This window comes from Reichenbachiella sp. (genome assembly GCF_039944555.1).
Taxonomy (GTDB): Bacteria; Bacteroidota; Bacteroidia; order Cytophagales; family Cyclobacteriaceae; genus Reichenbachiella.
Genome location: NZ_JBDUYN010000004.1, coordinates 545,449 through 565,293 on the forward strand (window position 1 = coordinate 545,449; position 19,845 = coordinate 565,293).

Sequence of the window (19,845 nt, forward strand, 5' to 3'; positions counted from 1 at the left end):
CAGACCAATGAAACAATTAAACTTGGTGCTTCTATTTCTATGTTATGCAAACTGCCTGATCGCTCAGGACGATTTTGAGATTCCGAAAGGTGAGTTTTGGATAGGTCTTCAGTTTGCAGTTCCGGTAGGAACGTTTGCTGATAAAATAGATCGAAATTTGGGATATGGTGGTAATCTGGGTGGTGTTTGGAACCCATCGAAAGTGAGCAATTTTTTCCAAATAGGTCTTGATTTAGGAATTAATTACATGGGCAAGGATAAGCAAGAAATTGGGGGAGTACCGATGAAAACCACTAATACGCTGATCACGACACATTTGGTTACTCGCCTTAGGGTGCAGACAGAGTCGGCTATAAAACCTTACGTGGATTTGTTAGGCGGAGGTAAGTTTATATCCACAACTACAAAGTATAACAATGACCTGTTTGATACACTTTTGGAAATAGAGGATAAATCAGTATTTGCGGATCAGACTAACGGAGTTTGGAGTTATGGAATGGGCTTGGGATTTTCTATTAGAAAGCAGAGATTTGGAGCGGACCTGAGAGTACTTTATCTCGCCAGTGGACCAATAGAGTACATTTCACCAGAACACCTAAAACAAGATGATGAAGGGGCGTTTTACTATGAATCCACCAAAATAAGTAGAACGCATATGGTCTTTCCACAATTGAGTGTCAGTTTCGATCTTTAGAATTGATATTTAATTGGTTTTGTTAGTTTCATCTACTCATTTGATATTTAATAATCTCATGGATTCCGTGTAATTTCGGGACTCAATTATCATCATTCAATAAATGAAAAAAATAGCCTTTGTTACTGGAGCAACCTCCGGAATTGGCGAAGCCATTGCCAAAGCGCTCGCTGCTGATCATTCCGTAGTTATCTGCGGACGAAGAAAAGAAAGATTAGAAAAGTTGGCTAACGAACTCAGGCTAAATACTGAGGTTTTCGAGTTGTCCTTTGATGTGTCGGATTCAGCAGCGGTAAACGCGGCAATCGAATCATTGCCCAAAGAATGGCAGGATATTGAGGTATTAATTAATAATGCCGGGAATGCGCATGGCCGAGCTCCTATTCATCAAGGGGATCTTGCCGATTGGGATGCTATGATCGATTCAAACTTGAAAGGATTGCTATATGTCACCCGAGCTATTTCACCCCGAATGGTTGAAAGAAAATCTGGGGATATTATTAATATTGGCTCGATTGCTGGCAAAGAAGTTTACCCCGAGGGTAATGTATACTGTGCCTCCAAATTTGGTGTAGATGCCGCTACCAATGGTATGCGAATGGATTTAAATCCTTATGGCATACGTGTTGTCGGTATTCACCCAGGCTTGGTAGAAACAGAATTTTCAATGGTTCGATTCAAAGGTGATGAAGGCAAAAGTGAGAGTGTTTATAGAGGAATTACTCCACTCTATGCCAAAGATATTGCTGAAACGGTAAAGTTTGTTATAGACAGGCCACCGCATGTTACCCTGGCAGACATTACCATTTTCCCAACTGCTCAAGCCAGTAGCACCATGGTCCATCGACAATCTTAAGCTTATGATGAACTGGAAAAATCTGATGTCATCTGCTCGTCTGGGAGACCCGAAAGGGAGTAAGAATGCTAATCCACTCAGGAGCGACTTCGAGATAGACTATGACCGAATTATTTTTAGCAGACCATTTAGAAATCTGCAGGACAAAACCCAGGTATTTCCATTGCCTGATCAGGATTTTGTACATACCAGACTGACTCATAGCCTGGAAGTATCAAGTGTAGGTAAGTCTTTAGGAAAAAATGTTGGAGCTACTGTCATTGAAAAAAATCCAGAATTAGGCCATTTGTCTCCACATGACTTTGGAGCGGTAGTTGGAGCTGCTGCTCTTGCGCATGACGTGGGCAACCCCCCTTTTGGTCATTCCGGCGAGCAGGCCATTTCAGACTATTTTTTGTTCAGCGATAAGGCAAGAAAAATCAAGGCAACGGTTTCAGATCAGGAATGGGACGACCTGACTCGCTTTGAAGGTAACGCACAGGGATTTCGACTACTTACTAAAAATCAGAAGCAAGGCCTACGGCTGACCTATGCAACGTTAGCAGCTTTTACTAAATATCCATGTTCCTCGAGTTTAAGCGCGAGAGAAAAGTCCAGAAAAAGTCAAAAGAAATACGGATACTTTCAAGCCGACGAATCTTCCTTTTCGGAAATGGCAGAACATTTGGGATTAATGGCGTTATCTAAAAAAGAACTTGTTTTTGCTCGTCATCCATTGGCATTTTTAGTCGAAGCCGCCGACGATATTTGCTACAGCATCATCGATCTGGAAGACAGTTTTGGTTTGGGTTTGGTGACTTTTGAAGAGACCCGTGATTTTCTGGCCGAGATATTAGGTGACAGCTATTACCCGGACAAATTGGAAAATATAGCCAGTGATAAAGAGAAAATAGGTGTATTACGAGCTGTGGCCATCAATACATTGGTTCATCAGGCATCACAGGTATTCATGGCGAATGAAAAGGATATATTGGGCGGCAAGTTTGATCAGGCACTCACCGATCTGATCCCTGCGGCACCAACGCTAGAAAAACTCGGTTCGTTTTCAGTTAAAAGGATATACCAAAGCAGGCAAGTACTGGAAAAAGAAGCTGCAGGATTTGAGATTATAGATGGCTTGTTAACAGCATTTATGGAGGCCACATTCTGTAAATTTTATGCTAAAGAAAGGTACTCTGGCAGGCACAGGAGTTTCTATCGGTTGTTGCCAGTAGATGTCCAGTTCAAGTTGGATTGGGCAAAAAGCCCATATGAATCTGCCCTTGAAATCACTGACTATATTTCAGGAATGACAGACAGCTCTGCTGTAAAACAATTTAAAATATTGACAGGGATTAATCTGGGATAAGCTATGGTCAATTGTTATCTTTCATAAAAATAGGCGAACATGAATAAAGATTGGCAATTGCTTACATTTCCTGATGTCACGGAGCTTATTCAGACACGCAAGCAATTTCACCAAGCCATTCAAAATGTAGCAGCTGTGGGCAGATCATTTTTGCCAGCAAGTGCCGAAGACGAAAATGCGAATTTGGAATGGGATTTCAACTTGCAAAGACTAGTCGGACGATGGGTCGAAGCGGACATAAAATTCCGTTCTTCGATAAGTCTCAAGCGGTTTGAAGTGTATCTGGTTGATGAAAATCTCAACACCATTTCTTCCATATCCATGCAGGATGCAAGACAAACTGACGTCATGGTCTGGCTGGAACACGAGCTTAGCCATTTAGGAGCAGACTTTTCTAAAATCAACCTCTCTTATCCTTATATAATTCCTGAATATCCTACGGCGAAAAAGGAGCCATTTCATATCGATAACGAGATCGCTTCTCAAGAATTAAGCAGATTGTATAATAATACAGCTTATTTGCTCAGGCAGATTTTAAAGGAAGAAGAAAAAGTTTCAGAGATCAAGTGCTGGCCTCATCATTTTGACATTGCAGCAAGGATTACGCTGCTGGATACAGGCGACCCAGAGACTTCGAGGAGTATCAACATAGGAATGTCACCTGGAGATAAGTATTATAATGAGCCATATTTTTATTGTTCACCTTGGCCATATCCAACGAAAAACCTCATTGACCTAAATCCTGTAAAAGCCCATTGGCATGAGGATGAGTGGGTTGGAGCAGTCTTGCCATTTACCCAACTATCGGCATGTAACCTGATACAAGATCAGCGTGGGGTAGTCAGGAAATTTTATCAAACCGCATTAAAATTTCTAAAGGAAGTTCTTTAAGATGGATATTCACGAACCATTTAGATTACCGTGCGGTGCTGTACTCAAAAATCGATTGGCAAAAGCTGCAATGACTGAGCGGTTTAGTAATAAGGATCTTAAACCAAATCAAAAACATTTCACACTTTATGGACAGTGGGCCGGAAGTGGGACGGGTTTATTGATTACCGGAAATGTAATGCTGGAGCGTAGCCATCTGGAATCTGCGGGTAATGTGATGGCAGATAAGTCCTTTATGGCGGAATTTAAACAGTGGGCATCTGCCGCAACGTCTAACAATAACCATTGCTGGGTGCAAATCTCACATAGTGGCAGACAGACGTCTATTTTCAATAATCTGCGTCCGGTTTCTGCCTCAAATATTAAATTGAACAAACTAGGTTTTTTTGCCAGGCCGAGGCCATTGCGGGACCAGGAGATAACAGCGCTCATTGAAAAGTTTGCTGGTGCTGCCAAATTAAGCAAGAATGCTGGGTTTACGGGTGTTCAAATACATGCAGCTCACGGATATCTCATCAATCAGTTTTTATCTCCAATTACCAACAAGAGAAAGGACAACTGGGGAGGCAAACTGGTAAACAGAACCAGATTTTTATTTGAAATTATTAAAGCTACCAGAACTGCGGTGGGGGTAGGTTTCCCTATTGGAGTGAAACTCAATTCTTCTGACTTTCAAAAGGGTGGGTTTAGTGAAGAGGAGTCTTTGTGGGTGATTGATAAACTAGAGGGACTTGGTGTGGATCTGTTGGAAATTTCAGGAGGTACCTACGAAAATGCCGAGTTTCTTCTTGCAGGTAACGTCAGACAATCTACGCTAAAAAGAGAAGCCTATTTTCTCGATTTTGCTGAGAAAGTAAAAAAAGAGAGCGCTATCCCTTTGATGGTCACGGGAGGTATACGTTCTCTGGATTTTTGCAACAGGGCTTTAACCGAGGGGTTGTTGGATGTAGTAGGCATGGCCAGACCCTTTTTACTTTATGATGATTTTGGTTCCAGATTTTTGGCGGGAAAGCTGAAACCGAAGGAGCTCCAAATTAGAACGGGCATCAAGGCATTTGAAGATATGGCGGAGGCCGGTTTTTATAATTTACAGTTGGGTTTATTGGGTAAGGGAAAGCCTGTTGACCTTTCCTATTCTGCATCTAGATCTGCTTTCCACCTTGTCAAACACGAATTTGTAAAAGCTATCCAGAATAAACTTTGATCAGGTTTTGGTGTCTAATGTTGTAACTTTATCCAAACCGTACCTGATGAAACAACAGAAAAAGCTCAGCGTCGTTTTTTATTACTTACTAGGAGCCTTCATAATTATGTGTAACAGCTGTGCTACACGTAGTACAGTAGACTCTTCTGAGGTATATTTAAAAGGTCCGGTTGTTTCTTGCGGACATTTGACTATTTACCAGGTCAGCGAAGACAATAAATCATACATACAAATCATTATAGACACAGAAAAAATAGAATTGGATCGTGAGAACATCTGGACGATACCTTCTGATAATGCTTACGTGACCGTAAGGCTCAGAAAATTTGAAGAGGAGATTGTTTCTCGACTTTGTAATGATGTAAATGTTCGGAGAAACAAACCAGCGATAGCGCTTCTCGCTACTCTTGGTACATTGACCCTTAGCATGACAGAAGCTGAATGGATAAATTACAAAAAAGGCAAGAGGTATAAAGTAGACCTAAAGTCCCCAGGAATGAAATTTGATGATGAATCTACCTATGGTCTAAATATTTCTCAAGCAACTGTAGGATGGTTGCCCGGCTGACCTAAAAATATACTGATGAAATTATTGTTCTCAACTTTATTATTGTTTTCTATTTTATTTCCTTCACAGGGACAGGAATTATTACCCTGTGGTACCAAGCCAACTCAAAAGCAAATAAACAGGATAAATCAGAGAATGCGAGAGCGATCAAGTAGTAAAATGCTTGCCGCAGCAACTTCTAACGTGGCAATTTCTGCTCATATACTGAGACAATCTGATGGCACTGGAGGACTAAGCGAGACGGATTTTAATGATGCGTTGGCTACGTTGAATGGATTCTATGCCAATGCCAACTTGAACTTCTTTCTTCTTGGTGATATCCATTACATAGATGATAATCAGTATTTTAATTTTGATTCCAATGATGAATCAGTTTTAGGAGGAAGCAATGATGTAGAGAATACTATCAATATCTATTTTGCCAATTCAGTAGTAAGCGGAGAGGACCCACTATGTGGATATGCCTATTTTTCAGGCGGACCTGACCGTGTGATTATGGCCAACAGCTGTACCATTAATGGTAGTACGTTGCCACATGAAATAGGTCACTTCTTTAATTTGTATCATACGCATGGAACCACCAACAATGGGACTACAGATGAGCTAGTCGATGGTTCGAACTGCACTACAGCTGGCGACAATATTTGTGATACGCCTGCAGATCCTAATTTGAGCGGAGGAGTCGATAATAGCGTCGATTGCAATTATACCGGAACAGCGGTTGATGCCAATAATGATGTATATGTACCTGACACTGGAAACATCATGTCTTATGCACCAAAAAATTGTCGTGTGCACTTTAGTACTGAGCAATACAGCAATATTTCCGATACATATACTAATAATAGAAACTATCTGGTATCAAAGTCCTTGGCTGCCAATTTTGATGCAGATGTAACTAAAATATGTACGGGAAATACGATTACCTATCAGGATAAGTCCATTTCGCCTGGTACCTGGGCATGGGAATTTCCAGGAGGAATACCCGCTACTTCTGATTTGCAAAACCCACAAATAACTTACGCGTCGGCTGGTTCCTATAGTGTAACACTCACCATTAGTAATGATGCAGATGAATCGGATGTAAAAACGTTCACAGATTTTATCGTGGTTGAAGACCCTTCAGTAGACAAACTAGCTCAGCTGGAGGTGGGGTTTGAAACCAGTGAGAGTGTCCTGTACTCAATTGAGAATGAAGATAATGACGATACTTATGAAGTCAGTTCTGCGACCTCATCGTTAGGCAGTAAGTCACTGTTGATGGATTTCCTAAATTATGACAGAATAGGAGAAGAAGATTATCTGATTTTTGATGATATAGACTTATCTGAAGATAACTTATACAGATTGTCCTTTGATCGTGCTTATGCCTATTTCGATGAAGATTATAAGGATAGTTTGGTCATAGTCATTGCAGAATCCTGTTCCAATAAGTGGCAATTATTTCACGCATGGTCTGCAGAAGATTTGGCTACTGCTAAACCACATACACTTTCTTTTGTTCCTGAGAACTTTGAATGGATAAATGAACAAATACTTATTGAATTTGATCAATCTTGGGAAAGTGCTAGAGTGGCTTTCAAGGCCGTCAACGGTTATGGTAACAATCTATATTTAGACCAAATTAGCTTTGAACGCATAAATACTGATCTGGCTATTCAAAATATTGTTGTTGGTTGTACCTCGGCGGGAGCTGATGGAACGGCTGAAGTCATTGCTTCTGGCAGCGGTTCCCTCTCATATAGTTTGGACAATGAGTCTTACCAGGAAGAAAGTATTTTTGCTTCCTTAGAGGAAGGGGATCACAATTTGTACATCAAACAAGATGGAAATCTGGTGGCGACGGACGAATTCACCGTTTTCAGCACGGACGGCATTGAAGTAGAAATTTCTACTGATGAAAATGGAGATTTGATCGCTCTAAGCAACGCAACTAATTTTCAATGGTATTTTGAGGATGAGGAAGTGGATGATGTAAATGGTAGTACTCTCAACTTTCTGGGCGGTGGCACCTATTTTGTAGTAGCTACTACCGGACAGGGTTGTTCAGCAAAGTCCAAAGAACTCGTTATTCTAGAGTCAAACAATCTGGAAGATGAGTTAGTGATCTACCCAAACCCTGTAACTACACAAATCAACATTGAAGGACTCAATTTAGGAGCTACGACCTATGAAATTATGAACCTGACAGGGAAAAGAATTAAATCAGGAATCATTCTAAGTACAAATGTCATGAGCATTGATGCCGGACAACTTAAGGCTGGCATATACTTACTTCAAATCAATACAGAGCAAGGCAACATTCAGAGAAAGTTTCAGAAGAGGTAATTGCTCTGAGCCTTTCCACGAGAGTGGTTTAATTGTGTCGATACGTTAAATTGCAGCCTTTACTGATTCCGAATGAGCAATCCAAAGTACTCCATAATCATACCAGTTTTCAATCGTCCAGATGAGATGAAAGAAATGCTTGAAAGCTTGCAAAATCAAACGATAAAGCCGTTTGAGATTGTTCTTGTAGAGGATGGATCTACGCAGAAATCGGACTTTTTGGTAGATCAATTCAATTTGGAAATAAATTATTACTACAAGCCTAATACCGGGCCCGGAGATAGTCGAAATTTTGGTATGGGAAAGGCTAAGGGCAATTATTTCTTATTTTTTGATTCTGATTGTGTGTTGCCAGAAGACTACTTTAAAAATCTGGATATGGTTATTGATCTAACCAATCCTGATGCGTTTGGAGGGCCTGATACTGCACATTCGTCCTTTTCCAATGTGCAAAAGGCAATTAACTATGCAATGACGTCTTTTTTTACAACAGGCGGAATAAGAGGAGGCAAGAAGCAATTAGATAAATATCAGCCCAGAAGTTTTAATATGGGGCTAAAAAGAGAAGTATATGAGGCAGTGGGTGGATTTTCTGATATTCACCCCGGAGAGGATCCGGATTTGAGCTTTCGGATTATTAAAGCTGGATATAAAGTGTCTCTTATTCGCGAAGCAGTAGTGTTCCATAAGCGTAGAATAGATTTTGGTAAGTTTATGAAACAAGTTTATAAATTCGGTGTGGTACGAGTTATACTTAACCGCTGGTATCCGGATACGCGCAAACTTGTTTACTTCTTGCCTACTTTTTTTCTAGTGGGGGTCTTAGGCTTGGTATTATGGTCTGTGAAGATTTCTGTTTATGGATTGGTACCGTTGCTGGTTTATACAGCATTAATATTTATTGATGCCCTAAGAAATAACTCTTTATCAGTTGCACTACTTGCAGTTCCGGCTTCCCTTATTCAGTTACTTGCCTATGGATTTGGTTTTTTAAAATCACAGTTTCAATTGAATCTTCTCGGAAAAGCTGAACGTATGGCGTTTCCATCTTTCTTTTTTGACAAAAAATAAACCCCGACTAAAGCCGGGGTTCGTTTATTAACACTATTTCCTGCCGTCTACAGGATAAGCTATGAGAAAAAGGTTGCAAATTCAGTCATGGTTTTAAACCACCATGAGAGGTTCTCCTTTGGCTATGTTCAACTCACCAATTATCTTGGTCGCTAACACTTTGTCATCACCAGTAAACTCCATAAGTATAGTAAGAGCATCCCCTAGTTCACTATTCTTTTTCAAGGATTTAAATTCCCTTGAACTCCCGTACTCATACTTTTTGGTTACAGAATTATACCAAATAAGATGCATAGCCAATGTGTTAACGTTACAAATAAACCTAATTCTAAGTGTTCGAATCTGCCAGTTTTCTTTACTCAACTGCCAAGTTCAATGCTTGCATTAAAAACGAACCGCCTTAATACTAATGCAAAACACTTCGGTTTGTCCAATTTTTTCGATCTAAGACGCAATTCTTACGATGGATTGCGTATTTGCAATGTTTAATTGCTGTGTGATCTTATTGGCCAAATCATTCGAATCTTTGTCAAACTCCATAAGCACCGTATATGCTTTTGGGTTATTGGCTCTTTCAATCTCTATATTAAAAGCAGCCACATTTCCATATTTATATTCGTTTAGGTCAGGGTTGTACCAGATAAAATGCATATGCTTTTTAATTTAGTAATACCCCAAAGTAAGGTTATGTTGGATTTGCATTTCTGCCAAAAGAATTAACTAGACTGACAATATTTGCCCTCAAATGATGTCAGTATTTTGAAGAGGTTGGTATAAACTTTAAAAATCTGCCGCTAAGCTTTACATTTCTGACAGAAGTCATCATATAAAGGATTGTTGGTTATTCCTTGTTGAAATTGATAGTATCCACTACATACTGTCCTTTTATTTCTTTCAATAAAATGACTACGCGGTAAGCACCTGATTTGGCATTGTACATTCCGATATTATATTTAAGACCTTCCGGAGACGAACCTTTATGAATATAATCGAAACTTTCTACCTGATTCTGTTGAAAGAACTCACGAAGAACCGATTCTGCTTGAATCTTGCTATAATTAGCTCCGGAGTCATCAATTTTCAACTCTGTCACTTCATTGAAGTATTTGATCAACTCTTTTGCACTGCCAGTGTTGAGTGCAAGTTTGACATTTTCTGTCGTAGACTGTCCATGGCTCGAAAAAGCAATTAGGATTGTGATGATCAAAAGAAATGACTTTTTCATAGTAATGATTTTGTCTTATGGAAGCGAATATTATGCCAAGAACACTAAAAATATAGCATTTCTTAACGCATTCAAATTTTGATGATTGAAATAATCAATTTGAATTAAAGCACCAGGCCAACAATTTTGAAGCAAGTGCGTTATGAAAATAAAACTCAAAATCATGAAAATTCTACTTTGGCTCATCCTATTGGTTATTTGTTGGCCGTTGGCAATATTATTTTTGCTTATTTATCCGGTTATATGGTTGCTACTATTACCATTTAGATTGGTTGGTATTGCAGTCGACGGGGTATTTGCATTTATCAGAGCACTTTTTTTATTACCGTCCAGAATTCTTTCATAGTTTTTTTTGTACATCTAATAGGCAATAGCAGGAACTGGTTATTACCTACTAATTAATGCTGATTGGTCAAAACTCTCTTTTATGAAAAAATTTGAAAGATTCTTCTGCTATTGTTCAGGTGCGTCATTATCTATACTCAAACGATGTCCAACTGAAATCAGCAAGTTTGTTGGCGTTGGTGCCACTGTTTTTTTTACTGGTCTGTTGGCTGCTATTTCCTCAGCTTATGCACTATTTTTTGTTTTTGATGGCCTTGTATTATCTATTGGATTTGGAATTATATGGGGACTGATGATTTTTAATCTTGATAGGTTTATTGTTTTGAGTATGAGAAAGTCACATCACGGTAAAGGAGAGTACTTTCAGGCTCTGCCGAGGTTGGTTTTAGCGATTTTAATAGCCATTGTCATTTCAAAACCTCTAGAGTTGAAAATATTTGAAAAGGAAATTGCTACGGAATTATCATTGATAGAGCAGGAAGTCAAGCTAGAGAACGAAAGGTCCATTTCCATGCGATATGCCAGTCAGCTCGATTCCCTTAATAAAGAAAGAAAGACAATTGCTGAAGCTATCGCAAAGCAGCAAGATAAAAGAGATGAATTGCTTGACCTGGCTAGACAAGAGGCAGATGGTACTGGTGGTTCAGGTAAAGTCAACCCTGGACCGATTTACTTAATTAAAAAGAAAAATGCCGACCAGGCCGAGGACGAATTAGAGGCGTTAAAAAAGGTGAGTCAAAAAAAAACAAAGAACATCGAGGATAAAATCTCAACCCTATTGGATCTAAAGCAGCAAGAAATGGATTCATTGGTAATTTCGGACTTAAACGGTATTTCGTTTCAATTGACAGCTCTCGATCGTCTTGGAGAGAAATACCCAACAATTTTTTATGCGAATTTATTCATTATACTACTCTTCATTACACTGGAGATTTCTCCAATTTTATCGAAGTTGATTGCACCAAGAGGCCCTTATGACGACTTGCTGGAGGTTCACGAAAAGGCCTTTGAAAGCTACCGAAAGGAAAAAAAATACGCAACGAATAAGCGGTTTGAGAATTTGGTTATTAACCAAAGTTAGATTTTGTCATGGATATCAAAGACCAGTGAAAAATGGCTAAAACAAAATCATGTCGCGGCGATTGATCACTACAGATTATTTCATGCACTTAATTTAAAGGCCTTTTGGGATTATTGAGGTTGCGTTGCGACCAAAGTCTTGCCAACTAGGATTGGCACGATGTCATAATCACTTTGACGGACGCAGAATTCTATATCCTTAATTATGTTCAGTTTGCCCAATCGTTTTGCATGCGCGGAATTTTTAACCGTCTCAAAAAGGTTTCCCTTCACTGACTGATAATATTTAAGTGCAACATGTGCTGTATCACAAGCCAGTTCGTGACTGTCAGTTAATAATTCCACCAGAGCTCCTGCGAAAAGAGTATCTTCCATATTGGTCTTTCCCTTCCATCCTGCACAATGTATGATTACATCCTTATCCTGATGGGAAATATATTTCGCTAATGCATTGATATTAAGAAAGGCACCGATCAATACTTGATCGGCGGCTGTTGATTTAGTAATGGCCAAAGTGCCATTGGTCGTCGTGATCACAATGGACTCTCCTTTGATCTGCTCGGTCATGTAGTTGAAAGGAGAATTGTCTAATTCGAACCCCTCTACTGGTGCACCACCTCGCTCTGCAGCGCATAGAAAACCTTGGTCTAGATAAGACCTAGCCTCTTCGAGCGTTGCTACAGGAATTATTTCTTTGGCTTCATGGGCCAAGGCTGTAACCATGACAGATGTTGCTCTCAGAATATCTACAACTACAACTATTTTTCCTTCCAGATCATACAGATTGATTAGTTCAGGAGAGAGGCAAACGTCTATGTTTCTTTTCAATACTATTTTTTGTAAAGTGGTAATTTGGTGACAATCGCCTTAAGCGATTTATTTCTTACTTGAATAAAGATTTCCGAATCTGATTTGTGATGCCCCACTTTTACGTAGCCTAATCCAATTCCTACATTCATCGATGGGGACATAGTACCTGAGGTGACTTCGCCAATTATATTACCATCGGCATCCGCAATTTCATAATGACCTCTGGGAATTCCTTTGTCTTCCATGATGAATCCAACCAAGCGTTTATTGATTCCGTCTTCTTTTTGCTGAGCAAGATTCGCAGAGTTAGTAAAATCTTTAGTGAACTTTGTAACCCACCCCAATCCTGCTTCTAACGGAGAAGTAGTATCAGTGATGTCGTTGCCGTAGAGACAATATCCCATTTCCAATCTTAAGGTATCTCTTGCACCCAGGCCAATAGGCAAAATGCCAAATTCTTCACCAGCCTCGAATACCTTTTTCCAAACAGCTTCAGCATCCTTGTTTTTAATATAGAGTTCGAATCCTCCAGCTCCAGTATAACCGGTTGCAGATATGATCACATCATCAATGCCTGCCAACTGTCCTTCTACGAAGGTGTAAAACTTTATTTCTGATAGATTAACTTCAGTCAGTTTCTGTAGCGTTTCTACAGCTTTGGGGCCTTGGACCGCAAATAGTGAATATTCATCCGATATATTGGTCATTTTTACCCCATCGGTATTGTATTTCGAAATCCAATTCCAATCCTTTTCGATATTGGAGGCATTGACTACAAGAAAGTATTTTTCTTCCCCCATACGGTAGATAATCAAATCATCTACTATACCACCATCTTCGTTTGGTAAACATGAATATTGTGCCTGGCCGTCAACTAATTTAGAGGCATCATTGCTACTAACTCTTTGAATAAGGTCCAGGGCATTTGGTCCTTCGAGAAGGAATTCTCCCATATGGGAAACATCAAAAACACCAACACTTTCACGAACTTGATTGTGTTCTTCTTTGTCAGAAGTGTATCGCACTGGCATGTTGTATCCTGCAAATGGGACCATTTTTCCACCTAGAGATTCGTGGAGGTCGTTAAGGGCTATTTTCTTGGTATCCATGGTTGTTCAATTTTGGTCATGCCTGTTTATTAACAGACGCGCAAATGTAACTATAAGCCTTATAGAGCAAAAATATCTCTAGCTCAATTCAGGTAGAATTTCTCGAGAAATAAAAAGATGTCAAATTGATATTGATTTGGGTATGATAATTATCAATCCACCTTTTCTATCACCAGATTGTGATTGGTGTAGATGCAAATGTCAGCGGCAATGTTCAGACTTTCTTTCACCATCTCCTCTGCAGTTAGTTTATCTCCAGCATGTTTTTTTAGTGCAAGTGCTGCTGATTGGGCATACATACTGCCAGAGCCAATGACTGCGATGTCATTATCAGGCTCAAGCACATCTCCTGTTCCAGATACCACCAGAATTTCATCTTTGTCTGCGACTATCAACATCGCCTCCAACCTTCGTAGATAGCGGTCCATCCGCCAATCCTTAGCTAATTCAATGGCCGCTCTTTTCATATTACCTCCATAGGAGTTGAGCTTCTCATCCATACGTTCGAGAAGGGTAAAAGCATCCGCCGTAGAGCCTGCGAACCCGGTAACAATTTTTCCGTCTTGAAGTTTTCTTATTTTCTTCACGTTGCTTTTAGCAACTGTATTGCCAAGAGTTGCTTGCCCATCTGCTCCTATGGCTACCTGGCCATTATGTTTGATGGCGCAGACGGTAGTAGATTTTATTTTTGGGTATTTCGACATGCCTTATTTGTTTAAGGAAATTTCAAACGAATAAAAAAAGGAGAGGTTAGCCTCTCCTTCGATTTTGATTTTATATTAGAATTCTTACAGGGTCTTCGATGAAGCCCTTAAGTGTTTGTAAGAAGGCAGAGCCGACAGCACCATCCACAGTTCTGTGGTCACAAGTCAAGGTAATCTTCATGATATTGCCTGGAACTATTTCACCATTTCTTACTACTGGTGTTTGCTTGATGGCACCTACTGCCAAAATACAAGATTCCGGTGCGTTGATAATTGAAGTAAACTGTTCTATGCCAAACATTCCCAAATTTGATACAGTGAAAGTATTTCCTTGCATTTCTTCAAGTTGAATCTTTTTGGCTTTCGCCTTGGCACCAAAATCCTTAACCTCGGCAGAGATCTGAGCCAATGACTTGTTGTCAGCAAATTTAATCACAGGCACAACCAAGCCTTCGGGAGTTGCCATTGCTACGCCGATACTTATGTGATGATTTTTTCTAATACTATTTGTATCGCTGATCCAGTAGGTATTTACATCCGGATGCTTTCTCAAGGCTGCTGCTACCGCTTTGACTACAATATCGTTGAACGATATTTTGACTGGAGCCAATTCATTGATGCTTGCCCTGGCTTCGATGGTTTTGTCCATATCGATCTCCATTGTAAGATAGAAGTGAGGAGCACCAAACTGACTGGCTGTAACACCCTTGGCAATGGCTTTTCTCATCTGAGATGCCGGTATATCTTCATAGCTTTCTACTCCTACGGCCACAGCAGATGCACCTCCGCTAACGGGAGCAGCCGAAGGAACGAATGATTCTACGTCTCTTTTGATAATTCTTCCTCCATCGCCGGACCCTGGAATCTGTGCGAGGTCAAATCCTTTTTCTTTCGCTAAGCTTTTGGCCAACGGACTTGCTATGACTCTCCCGTTGGAAGAGGTTGTTGCAGGCGCAGCTGAAGTTACTGGTGCTGGCGTTGAGGCTTTTGGCGCGGCTGCTGGTTCTGCTTTAGTTTCTTTCTTTTCTTCAGGAGCCGGAGCAGCAGCATTGGCAACTTCTGCTTTCAGTAAGGTTTCAAAATCAGCTCCTTTTTCACCAATAATTGCAATGACGCCATCTACGGGTACTCCATTTCCAGCTTCTACCGCCTTATATAAAAGAACGCCATCGTCGTATGACTCGAGTTCCATGGTGGCCTTGTCAGTTTCAACTTCGGCCAGAATATCTCCCGATTTCACATCATCACCAACATTTTTAATCCATGAGGCAATTACACCTTCTTCCATGGTGTCGCTCATCTTAGGCATTTTGATGACTTGAGCGTTGATACCGGAAGTATCTATTTTTTCTGCACTTGGTGCACTAGCTTCCTGAACGGCAACTGGAGCTGCTTCTTCAACAGCCTTAGCTGCCGGAGCTGACAACCCAGCCAGTAGATCATCAATTTTCTCTCCCTTTTCACCGATGATGGCAATCACGCCGTCCACAGGCACGGCAGATTTTTCCGGTACTCCAATGTGAAGTAACACACCGTCGTCATACGATTCCAGTTCCATAGTGGCCTTATCGGTTTCTACCTCAGCCAAAATGTCTCCTGATTTCACTTCATCCCCTACTTTCTTTAGCCAAGACGCGATTACACCTTCTTCCATGGTGTCGCTCATCTTAGGCATCTTTATTACTTCCGCCATTGTTTTTGATTAATTGAAAATCGATTGGCTAAATTAGCTTGAAATAGAGGTTTAATCAAATTTATCTAATCTGAAAATTTCGACTGCGAACGGTATTTAGGCGAAAAAATATAGTTTTTGAAAAGAATGGCCTGTAATATTTTAAAATTTTAAATTTGAGTAAAAAAAACAAGTAGTTAATTTCAATGCCAATAATCCCATCTTCCGATTACCGTAGACCAAAATTGCTATTTAATCGACACCTTGAAACCATCATACCAGGAATTACGAGAAAAGTCAAGGATTTGCCCATATTTGAGACGATAAGAATAGATACGCCTGATCAGGATTTTCTAGACTTGGATTGGTACCGAGCCGACTCTGATCGGCTGCTTATTTTATCACATGGGTTGGAGGGGGACAGCCACCGGCCCTATATAGAGGGAATGGTTAAGAAATTTCATGGAGAAGGTTGGAATGTCATAGCCTGGAACTACAGAGGGTGTAGCGGAGAAATAAATAATACCCCACGGTTTTATCATAGTGGAGCCACCCAGGACTTAACGACCATGGTCGAATATGCTCTGACTTTAGGTATTCCGAATATCGCACTCGGAGGGTTTAGCCTGGGCGGAAATTTGACCCTAAAATATCTAGGAGAAAAAAGGAGGGATTCAAGAATCAAATCGGCTTTTGCTTTTTCTGTCCCAATCGATCTAAAAGGTTGTTGCCATGAAATTGACAAACCACACAATTTTGTTTATTGCAGAAGATTTTTAAAGTCTTTGAAGCTTAAGGGTATGGCTAAAAACAAAAAACTACCCGGCTCTGTGGATATAGATAAACTCATGAAAGTTGAAAATATGTACCAGTTTGATAATGTGGTGACAGCTCCTCTTCATGGATTTGAATCAGCTAACGATTACTATGCCAAGTGCAGTGCGAGAAATTTCATTGAGGGTATAGAAATCCCAACGCTTTTGGTCAATGCTTTGAATGATCCTTTTCTCTCAGAATCATGTTATGATCAAACAAAATTCAAAACTTCGAAAAATGTTTATTTTGAGATGCCTAAATTTGGTGGCCATGTGGGATTTTCTTCTTCGGGAAGTAATGGTACATTTTGGTCAGAAGACCGGGCATTTGATTTTATCAACCAGCAAGCATTAAGAATAGATTCATGATAGACAGGTACGCTATATACTCAGATTTTAAAGCCATCAACAGCCGATTTGGATTAGAAGGCGAGGAGTTTACCGTACCCAACTACAACGCGGCTCCTGCTCAGCAACTTCCAATTGTGACTAACGAAGCTAAGGGCAAAATTTCATTTTTATTCTGGGGAACCAATAAAGAGTGGTCAAATAACAAGAGCATTTCTCCTAAATTATTGACTTGCGAAAGAGATCAATTGATGTCTAAGACTACCCTGAAATTGGCACTGGAGCGTCACAGATGCCTGATACCGGTCAATGGATTTTATTTGTGGAAACAGTACAGCAAAAAGAGAAAAACGCCTCACTATTTTTATAATCCGTCTGAAACATTGTTTAGTCTGCCAGGCATATGGGAAGAAAATGAAGATATGGACGGAAACACACATTATACCTTCAAAATCATAGAAATTCCAAACTATATTAATTTGCCAGAGTTTGGTTCCAATATGCCGGCTGTGATTGCTAAGGATTTGGAGAAGAAATGGTTGGATGGTTATTCTACGCTAGAGGAACTTGTAGAAATACTACACAACACAGAAACCTTAGGTCAGATCAGCCATCATCCTGTATCACCACATATTACTAATGTGTCTAACAATGGAGCGGACCTTATTAAGCCCCAATCTTCTGTAGACCAATTGGGTAATTACACGCTATTTGAGTAGCAGTACGCTTCTTAGATACCCAATAATTTCTATTGCAGTTTTTAATCCATTTTTTTCTAAAAAAAACACTATCTTAATTATAGCATTTTGAGTGTAATAATTACTGAGCTATGGTTTTTGGAAAATGCAAAATAATATTTACGCTTACTTTTATTTCATCTGTTGCCCTGGGTCAGGGTCTGGAAAAACTAGAGAAGAGAGCACAGAAGCTTTTTTACACTGAGGAGCTTTCTGAGGCGGCGGACGTTTATCAAGAGATTTTGGATGTGGATGCTAAACATCGCATTGCCACATACAGACTTCAGATCTGTAAGTTACTTTTAAGTCCGGGTCAGTCATCAATAGATGATCTCCTACAGTACAAGAGCACCCAGGGTAAGCGAGATAAGTTTTACTACTATTGGTTAGGACGTGCCTACTTTCTCCAAAACCAGTTTAGAAAGGCTATTGAAAGCTGGAATAAATTTTTGACTGTTGATAAATACAAAAGCTCCATTATTATAGAAGAAACGCAGTATTTTCTAGATTGGGCGGCACGGGCAGAGACCCATCACAGCTTTCCCGAAAACTATGAAATAGAACAGCTTCCATCACCGATAAATTCCACTGCCACTGAATATAGTCCTGTATATTTTAATGAGAAAAAAGAATTGCTTTTCCTATCCTCGAGAGAATCTACCACAACCGACCAACCATTTAGTATCTACCACTCCATTCAAAAAGAGGGTCAGTGGAGCGCGCCAAGCGTGTTGAGTCAGTTTGGAAATTTTCAACAGGACAATGCAAACATTGAAGTGGTGAATAATTCCAGTAAGCTCTACTTATATCGAGGGGACAAAAAAGGACAATTGTTTGTGAGTACAGGGTCCGGTAATAAATGGGGTGTTCCCAAATCCTTGGATAGGGAGGTTTCTAGTTCAAAATTGGAATCTCATTTTTTTATTAATGAGCAGGAAAACAAAATTCTTTTTGCTCATAGAAAAAAAGGGAATACGGCAGATTTGGATATTTATGAATCGCATCTAAATCCCGCAAATAACAAATGGACCAAACCGGCACCACTATCACCTGTTCTTACTTCTGAGACTGACGAGGATTACCCCTATTTATCTGAAGATGGTAATACGCTCTATTTTAGCTCAAGAGGGTTCGGGTCTATTGGGGGCTACGACGTGTTCAAGTCAGAATTTGATCCTTCAAATCAAACATGGTCGGCTCCTCAATCACTTGGTTATCCAACCAATTCCATAGCAGATGATATCCACTTCAAAATTGATCCCTTGACTAATTCCGGATATTTTGTGTCTGACCGGCTGAGTGCCATGGGAAGTTTCGATATTTACTTCTTTCATGCTTCGGACAAGGTGTTGCTTGCCGGAACCGTGGTAGACGGTTCAGGTTTGCCGGCTGAAAATGTCGAAATTCATTTTTATCCTGCTCGTACCACCGGTCTTGAATTAAAGACCATGACCGACGCCGAGGGAAAATATGAAGTCAAAGTAGGAAGCTCAGATAAAATCAAAGTGGAGATCTTATTTCACGATGAATTGGTGCATCGCGAATCTATTCAAACCCCAGCTGCTAAAGTAACAGGAACACGGATTCGTAAGAATTTTCTTATCGATAAAGAAAAAGTTCCTGTTGAAGATATAGTTCACAATCCCGACCCTGAATTTTCCGACCTCGAAAATATTGGCAGCAAGTTCAGAGCAAGTAACAAGGCCTTAATTTCAAATATTTATTTTGGGTTCGAACAAATTGATTTGAGAGATGCCGAAATTCCCAAATTGGAGCCATTACTCAATGCTATGAAAGAAAATCCTGAGCTTCATATTGAAATTGCAGGACATACTGATGATATTGGGGATGGAATGACTAATCTTAGAATTTCTATACTTAGAGCCAGGTCTGTGGCCCGATATTTAACGGAACAAGGCATAAGTGAAAATCGTGTTGTAGCCAAAGGATATGGTTATGCTATTCCGTTGGCTACAAATGATCAGGAAAGAGAAGGTCGTGAACTGAACAGAAGAATTGAAGTTTTGGTCATTGAATAAA

The 19,845-nt window shown here is 40.0% G+C and carries 19 protein-coding genes; 12 read left to right on the plus strand and 7 right to left on the minus strand.

Features of this window, described 5'->3' with window-relative positions; translation table 11 throughout:
• Window positions 1-7 precede the first annotated feature (7 nt).
• From ABJD64_RS03835 to ABJD64_RS03870, 8 genes are all read left to right on the plus strand, one after another.
• Window positions 8-694, plus strand: coding sequence for a hypothetical protein (locus ABJD64_RS03835; protein WP_348177585.1), 687 nt, complete (start codon window positions 8-10; stop codon window positions 692-694).
• Window positions 695-797: 103 nt separating this feature from the next.
• Window positions 798-1,550, plus strand: a complete 753-nt coding sequence (locus ABJD64_RS03840; RefSeq protein ID WP_348177587.1) for an SDR family NAD(P)-dependent oxidoreductase — start codon at window positions 798-800, stop codon at window positions 1,548-1,550.
• A 4-nt stretch (window positions 1,551-1,554) separates the two neighbouring features.
• Complete coding sequence (locus ABJD64_RS03845; protein ID WP_348177589.1) at window positions 1,555-2,898, plus strand: deoxyguanosinetriphosphate triphosphohydrolase; 1,344 nt, start codon at window positions 1,555-1,557, stop codon at window positions 2,896-2,898.
• Window positions 2,899-2,937: 39 nt separating this feature from the next.
• Window positions 2,938-3,789 carry a hypothetical protein gene (locus ABJD64_RS03850; RefSeq protein ID WP_348177591.1) on the plus strand — a complete coding sequence of 284 codons (852 nt, stop codon included), beginning with the start codon at window positions 2,938-2,940 and terminating at the stop codon, window positions 3,787-3,789.
• A gap of 1 nt (window position 3,790) precedes the next feature.
• Window positions 3,791-4,993 (plus strand): NADH:flavin oxidoreductase/NADH oxidase family protein, encoded by a 1,203-nt coding sequence (locus tag ABJD64_RS03855; protein ID WP_348177593.1) that lies wholly within the window; start codon window positions 3,791-3,793, stop codon window positions 4,991-4,993.
• A 46-nt stretch (window positions 4,994-5,039) separates the two neighbouring features.
• Entirely contained in the window at window positions 5,040-5,561 is a 522-nt protein-coding gene (locus ABJD64_RS03860; RefSeq protein WP_348177595.1) for a hypothetical protein, read from the plus strand.
• Between the two features lie 15 nt (window positions 5,562-5,576).
• The gene (locus ABJD64_RS03865) at window positions 5,577-7,889 is read left to right on the plus strand and encodes a T9SS type A sorting domain-containing protein (protein WP_348195257.1); all 2,313 of its coding nucleotides are present in this window, start codon (window positions 5,577-5,579) and stop codon (window positions 7,887-7,889) included.
• A 72-nt stretch (window positions 7,890-7,961) separates the two neighbouring features.
• Entirely contained in the window at window positions 7,962-8,960 is a 999-nt protein-coding gene (locus ABJD64_RS03870) for a glycosyltransferase (RefSeq protein ID WP_348177599.1), read from the plus strand.
• A gap of 93 nt (window positions 8,961-9,053) precedes the next feature.
• Here the strand turns inward: ABJD64_RS03870 and ABJD64_RS03875 are convergent, their stop codons facing one another.
• The 3 genes from ABJD64_RS03875 to ABJD64_RS03885 all read right to left on the minus strand — a co-directional run bounded on the left by ABJD64_RS03875 (window position 9,054) and on the right by ABJD64_RS03885 (window position 10,185).
• The gene (locus tag ABJD64_RS03875) at window positions 9,054-9,254 is read right to left on the minus strand and encodes a hypothetical protein (RefSeq protein ID WP_348177601.1); all 201 of its coding nucleotides are present in this window, start codon (window positions 9,252-9,254) and stop codon (window positions 9,054-9,056) included.
• Window positions 9,255-9,404: 150 nt separating this feature from the next.
• A complete protein-coding gene (locus ABJD64_RS03880; protein WP_348177603.1) occupies window positions 9,405-9,611 on the minus strand; it encodes a hypothetical protein in 207 nt (68 codons plus the stop codon).
• A gap of 190 nt (window positions 9,612-9,801) precedes the next feature.
• Window positions 9,802-10,185, minus strand: a complete 384-nt coding sequence (locus tag ABJD64_RS03885) for a DUF4783 domain-containing protein (RefSeq protein WP_348177605.1) — start codon at window positions 10,183-10,185, stop codon at window positions 9,802-9,804.
• Window positions 10,186-10,612: 427 nt separating this feature from the next.
• Here ABJD64_RS03885 and ABJD64_RS03890 point away from each other — a divergent pair, with 427 nt between their 5' ends.
• Window positions 10,613-11,611 carry a DUF4407 domain-containing protein gene (locus tag ABJD64_RS03890; protein ID WP_348177607.1) on the plus strand — a complete coding sequence of 333 codons (999 nt, stop codon included), beginning with the start codon at window positions 10,613-10,615 and terminating at the stop codon, window positions 11,609-11,611.
• Window positions 11,612-11,721: 110 nt separating this feature from the next.
• Here ABJD64_RS03890 and ABJD64_RS03895 read toward each other — a convergent pair whose 3' ends face one another.
• The 4 genes from ABJD64_RS03895 to ABJD64_RS03910 all read right to left on the minus strand — a co-directional run bounded on the left by ABJD64_RS03895 (window position 11,722) and on the right by ABJD64_RS03910 (window position 15,926).
• Window positions 11,722-12,438, minus strand: a complete 717-nt coding sequence (locus ABJD64_RS03895) for a 2-phosphosulfolactate phosphatase (RefSeq protein ID WP_348177609.1) — start codon at window positions 12,436-12,438, stop codon at window positions 11,722-11,724.
• Window positions 12,439-12,440: 2 nt separating this feature from the next.
• The gene (gcvT, locus tag ABJD64_RS03900; protein WP_348177611.1) at window positions 12,441-13,529 is read right to left on the minus strand and encodes a glycine cleavage system aminomethyltransferase GcvT; all 1,089 of its coding nucleotides are present in this window, start codon (window positions 13,527-13,529) and stop codon (window positions 12,441-12,443) included.
• A gap of 152 nt (window positions 13,530-13,681) precedes the next feature.
• Window positions 13,682-14,233, minus strand: coding sequence for an ATP-dependent protease subunit HslV (gene hslV / locus ABJD64_RS03905; protein ID WP_348177613.1), 552 nt, complete (start codon window positions 14,231-14,233; stop codon window positions 13,682-13,684).
• Between the two features lie 70 nt (window positions 14,234-14,303).
• On the minus strand, window positions 14,304-15,926 hold the full coding sequence (locus ABJD64_RS03910; protein WP_348177615.1) for a pyruvate dehydrogenase complex dihydrolipoamide acetyltransferase: 1,623 nt from the start codon (window positions 15,924-15,926) through the stop codon (window positions 14,304-14,306).
• 185 nt (window positions 15,927-16,111) lie between these two features.
• On the opposite strand from ABJD64_RS03910, the gene ABJD64_RS03915 reads away from it, so the two are divergent.
• The 3 genes from ABJD64_RS03915 (at window position 16,112) to ABJD64_RS03925 (ending at window position 19,844) form a co-directional block, all read left to right on the plus strand.
• Window positions 16,112-17,089, plus strand: coding sequence for an alpha/beta fold hydrolase (locus ABJD64_RS03915; protein ID WP_348195879.1), 978 nt, complete (start codon window positions 16,112-16,114; stop codon window positions 17,087-17,089).
• Window positions 17,086-17,787 carry an SOS response-associated peptidase gene (locus ABJD64_RS03920; RefSeq protein WP_348177619.1) on the plus strand — a complete coding sequence of 234 codons (702 nt, stop codon included), beginning with the start codon at window positions 17,086-17,088 and terminating at the stop codon, window positions 17,785-17,787. Before ABJD64_RS03915 ends, ABJD64_RS03920 begins: the two co-directional genes overlap by 4 nt.
• Window positions 17,788-17,897: 110 nt before the next feature.
• Window positions 17,898-19,844: an OmpA family protein gene (locus tag ABJD64_RS03925; RefSeq protein WP_348177621.1), complete on the plus strand. Its 1,947-nt coding sequence runs from the start codon at window positions 17,898-17,900 to the stop codon at window positions 19,842-19,844.
• Window position 19,845: the final 1 nt, after the last annotated feature.